Origin of the sequence: Trebonia sp., assembly GCF_049794275.1 — a bacterium.
In the GTDB taxonomy this organism is placed as follows: Bacteria; Actinomycetota; Actinomycetes; order Streptosporangiales; family Streptosporangiaceae; genus Trebonia.
Window position 1 is genome coordinate 1 of record NZ_JBARCR010000670.1, and the last position, 4,350, is coordinate 4,350.

At 68.1% G+C, this 4,350-nt stretch carries 4 protein-coding genes; 1 reads left to right on the plus strand and 3 read right to left on the minus strand.

Annotation, left to right across the window (positions count from 1 at the left end):
• Positions 1-74: 74 nt before the first annotated feature.
• The 3 genes from WA805_RS17995 to WA805_RS18005 form a co-directional block, all read right to left on the minus strand.
• Positions 75-959, minus strand: coding sequence for an ABC transporter permease (locus WA805_RS17995; protein WP_422286745.1), 885 nt, complete (start codon positions 957-959; stop codon positions 75-77).
• Between the two features lie 14 nt (positions 960-973).
• A complete protein-coding gene (locus WA805_RS18000) occupies positions 974-2,233 on the minus strand; it encodes a polyamine ABC transporter substrate-binding protein (RefSeq protein ID WP_422282167.1) in 1,260 nt (419 codons plus the stop codon).
• A gap of 121 nt (positions 2,234-2,354) precedes the next feature.
• On the minus strand, positions 2,355-3,725 hold the full coding sequence (locus WA805_RS18005) for an aspartate aminotransferase family protein (RefSeq protein WP_425242907.1): 1,371 nt from the start codon (positions 3,723-3,725) through the stop codon (positions 2,355-2,357).
• Between the two features lie 178 nt (positions 3,726-3,903).
• On the opposite strand from WA805_RS18005, the gene WA805_RS18010 reads away from it, so the two are divergent.
• Positions 3,904-4,350 (plus strand): FCD domain-containing protein (locus tag WA805_RS18010; RefSeq protein WP_425242908.1); only part of this gene is annotated, 447 nt, incomplete at its 3' end.

Here is a 4,350-nt window from a genome sequence, read left to right on the forward strand (position 1 = left end):
GGCCGGGGCGGGGGCCGCGGTGCCGCCGGCGCCGGGGGCGTCAGGGGCTTCGGGAACGGGGGCGTTCGTCGCGGTCATCTGGCCGCCTCCCGGTTCGTCGCGATCACGTAGTAGATCATCGGCACCAGCAGCACGAGCAGCAGGATCATCGAGAGCACCGCGCCCTGGCCCTCCAGGCCCGGCGTGCCGAGCTGGCCCTGGATGAGGTTGCCGATCATCGAGGTCGACGCGGCGCCGGACAGCATCTGGTTGGTGTAGTAGTCGCCGAGCATCGGCAGCACGGTGATCAGCAGCGCGGCGAGGATCGCCTGCCTGCTCAGCGGCAGCGTCACGTGCACGAACGTGCGGAACCTGCCGAGGCCCAGGTCACGGCCGGCCTCGATGAGCGCGGGGTCGATCCGGTCCAGGCCAGCGAAGAGCACCAGGATGAGGTACGGGATATAGCCGTAGACCAGGCCGAGCACCACCGCCACCGAGCTGCCGCCCAGCCAGTTGACCGGGGAGATGCCGAACCAGCCGAGGACCTTGTTCACGTAGCCGCCGGTGGACAGCAGGTCGATCCAGGCCAGCATCCGCATCATGTAGCTGATCCAGAACGGCGCGATGAGCAGCACCAGGAACAGGGCCTTGCGGCGGCCGGCGAACCTGGCGACGAAGTAGGCCGCCGGGTAGCCGATCGCCAGGCTCAGCGCTGCCGCGATCGCCACGTAGATCAGCGTGCGCGCCGCGACCGGGCCGGCGAACGAGGCGCTGCCGAACAGGTCGCGCCACACGTCGATGACGTTGGAGGAACTCCAGCTGAACGGGTTCCAGACCGCGACAGGAGCCTCGTACATCTGGTTGAGCTTGCCCATCCCGATCGACAGCACCGCGTAGACCGGCACCACGAAAAGCACGGCGAGCCAGATGATGCCCGGCACGGCGAGGGCGATGTAGAAGCCGTTCTTCTTGTTCCGCATGGCCTGCGCCTCCCTCAGATCCCGTTGCTCACCACGAGCCAGGCCTGCTGCCACAGCGCGTCCGCGTCGACCGGGAGCTGCAGCTCGAACAGGCCGCGGCGGAAGGTCGAGGGTTGCACGGCGGTGGATATCAGGGACGGCGGCAGGATCTGCTCCTTGACGAGCACCTGCGGCGTCACCCCGGTGAGCGGCTGCATGTAGCCGTTCCAGCTGATGTTCTCAAGCACGTTCGGCAGGTCGAGCATGTAGTTGAGGAACGTGTGCGCGAGCACCGGATTGGTCGCGGACCGCAGCACCGCGTTCGTGTCGTTGGCGACAGGACCGCGGCCGTCCGGGGGGAACCAGTAGCCGACGACGTCGACGTTCACGCCCTTGGGCATGTACGAGGCCGCCGCCGCCATGTCCCCTGACCAGGCGTTGGTGATCCAGGTCTGCCCGGCCGGCACCTCGGAATAGTCGTTGTTGTCGATGCGCAGGTTGACCAGGCCGTTCAGGTCCTGCAGGGCCTGCCGCGACGTCGCGATCTGCCGGTAGTCGGTGGTGTTGAGGTCGAACAGGCCGTTCTTCATCAGCCCCAGGCAGATGCCCTCGCGGTAGTCGTCGAGGATCGCCACCCGGCCCTTGTACTTGGGCTGCCAGGGCATCGCCCAGGGGTTGGCCATCGCGTACGGGTTCTCGTCCACCAGGTCCTTACGCCACGTGATGCCCGTGGTGTAGATGGTGTACGGCACCGTGTACTGCCAGTGCTGGTCGTAGAAGGGGTTGGTGTAGTCGGGCCAGGCCTGGCTGATGTTCGGGAGGTAGGAGTGGTTCAGCGGCTGGACGAGCTGGCCCTCGATGAGCTGGCCGAGCACGTCCACCGTGGCGCCGATGAGGAGGTCGTAGGAGAGCCCGCTGCGCAGCTTGGACACGGCCTCGTTCATCGTGTTGAACGTGGTGACCTGCACCTTGGTCTTGTACTTCTTGGCGAAGGAGTTCACGACGGCCTGGTTGATGTAGGCCTCCCACGTGTACACCTGCAGCGTGGCGTCCTGCTCCGGGGCGAGGCCCGACTTGATCGCGGCGTTGCCGGGGTAGACAGGCCAGGTCACCGGGTGGTCCTGCCGGGGCAGCGGCACGGTGCCCGTGTCCGCCAGGTCAGACGAGCACCCGGTGAGCAGGCCGTCGGCGCCGGCCCCGAGGGCCAGGGCGGCGAGTGCGGCGCCGGCGCCTGTCTTCAGGAACCTCCGGCGCGGCATTCCGTGCCCTTGCCAGCCTTCTCTCGGGTGTGCCACTGGTCACCTCCCGGGCGTGTCGTTCTTCTGGCGAGCTGTGTCACTTCTCACATTGACTGAATGTTCGGTCAATTAGACTCTCCGCAGCGCTGGCTCGCAAGGGTTTGCCGGCAATTGCCGGTTAAGAATGGATTGCGGCCGCGAAGGCCGCGAAGTTGCGGACGAGCCGGTCGATGTCGGCCTCGTCGTGCTGCACCGAGATCAGCCACTGCTCGATCTTGCCCCAGGGCGGCAGGAACACCCCGCCGTTGTGCTGGTACAGCCAGTGAGCGTTGCTGAACGTGTCGTCGGTGGTCAGGAACCCCCGGTAGTCGCGGACCGGCGCGTCGGCGAACACGACGCACCCCTTGGCGCCGGCGGTCACCACGTGCGCGGTCAGGCCGTTGTCGGCGATCGCCTTGGTGATGCCGGCCTCCGCGCGGGCGCGCAGCCGCTCGATCCGCTGGTAGGCCTCGTCGGTGGCGACCTCGGTGAGCATGGCGCGCGCCGCGGCCATCGCCAGGGGGTTGCCGTTGAAGGTGCCGACCATCTCGTAGCCGCCGTCGGCGACGTACTTCATCAGCTCCCGCGTGCCGCCGATGGCGGCGACCGACACTCCCCCGCCGACCGACTTGGCCAGGCAGACGATGTCCGGGATCACGCCTTCCTTCGCGGTGACGCCGCCGGGCCCGACGGTGAGGCCGGTCTTGACCTCGTCGAAGGTGAGCAGCGCCCCGTTGTCATGCAGCAGGTCCTTCAGGCCCCGCAGGAAGCCGGGCTCGGGCGGGATGATCCCCGCGTTCATCATGACCGGCTCGACGATCATGCCGGCCACCTGGTCCTTGTGCTCGTCGAGGAGCCTGGCGACGCTGCCGAGATCGTTGAAGGTCGCGACCAGCGTGAGGCCGGTGATCGCGGCGGGGATGCCGCTGCTGCTCGGGACCTGCGCGGGCTTGTCAGCCGGGCCGGCGTCCTCCGGGTCGGGCATCACGGAGACCTGCACCGAGTCGTGGTGGCCGTGGTAGCCGCCCTCCACCTTGATGATCAGGTCGCGGCCGGTGAACGAGCGCATCAGGTGCACCGCGTCCATGGTGGCCTCGGTGCCGGAGTTGGCGAACCGCCACTGCGGGAGGGCGAACCTGCGGGCCAGCTCGGTGGCGACGGCGATCGCGTTCCGCGTCGGCTGCGCGAAGTGCGTGCCGTGCGCGACCTGGTCGCGGACCGCGTTGACGATGGCCGGGTGAGCGTGGCCGGCCAGCGCGGCGCCGTAGCCGCCGTGCAGGTCGACGTACTCGTTGCCGTCCACGTCGTACACCTTGGAGCCCGCGCCGTGACTGAGCCAGACCGGCTGCGGCTGGGTGATCTGCCAGTTGGACGTGACGCCTCCGGCGAGCACGCCGCGGGCGCGGGCTGCCAGCTCGGCGGACTTGGGCTGGCGTTGGACGAAGATGGCCTCCTGCTGCGCGATGAGTCGTTCGACGACGGCGAGCTTGCTGTCGGCCTGGTTAAGCACCGGGCACCCCTTAGTTTGACTGAACATTCAGTCTAAGTCGGTGCCAGTGGAGTGACAAGGCTCTGTCAGCTGACGGAAACGGACTCCGGCAGGCCGAGGAAACGGCGGGGGGTGGCCGCGAGCAGCTGCCGGATATCGTCCGCCGAGATGCCGAGATAGCTGGTCCATAGCCGGCACGCTGCACGCCCGCATCAACCTGCTCCGGTCGCTGTCGCTGACCAGGCCGGACCGCGCCGCCGAGAGCATGGCCGAGCTGGCTGAGATCGTCGCCGCGATTGCGGCCAACGATGCCGACGCGGCCGCGAAAGCGTGCGGTCGGCACGTTGAGGCCGCGGGCATGGCCGCCTTTCAGCGCCCTCACCCAGGAAGCGGCCGGCTAGGTCCGCACTCCGGAGCTCAGATTCCACCGGCAGCGCGCCGTCGCACTCATTGTATGATAGTCATACGTCGGCCCGGCTCTGGCCGCGTGCATCGACGGAGCTACGCCATGAAGGAGCCGCCTGGTGAGCACCGCGCACGGAATCCAGCAAGAGGGCGCGACCGCGGTCGCGGAGATGCTGCACGGCTATGGCGTCACGCACCTGTTCATGGTGCCTGCCATCATGCGCCGGACCTTTGCCGAGCT

Excerpts from the sequence above, each read along its gene's own strand:
- WA805_RS17995 (WP_422286745.1), bottom strand. The coding sequence starts at position 959 with ATGCGGAACAAGAAGAACGGCTTCTACATCGCCCTCGCCGTGCCGGGC.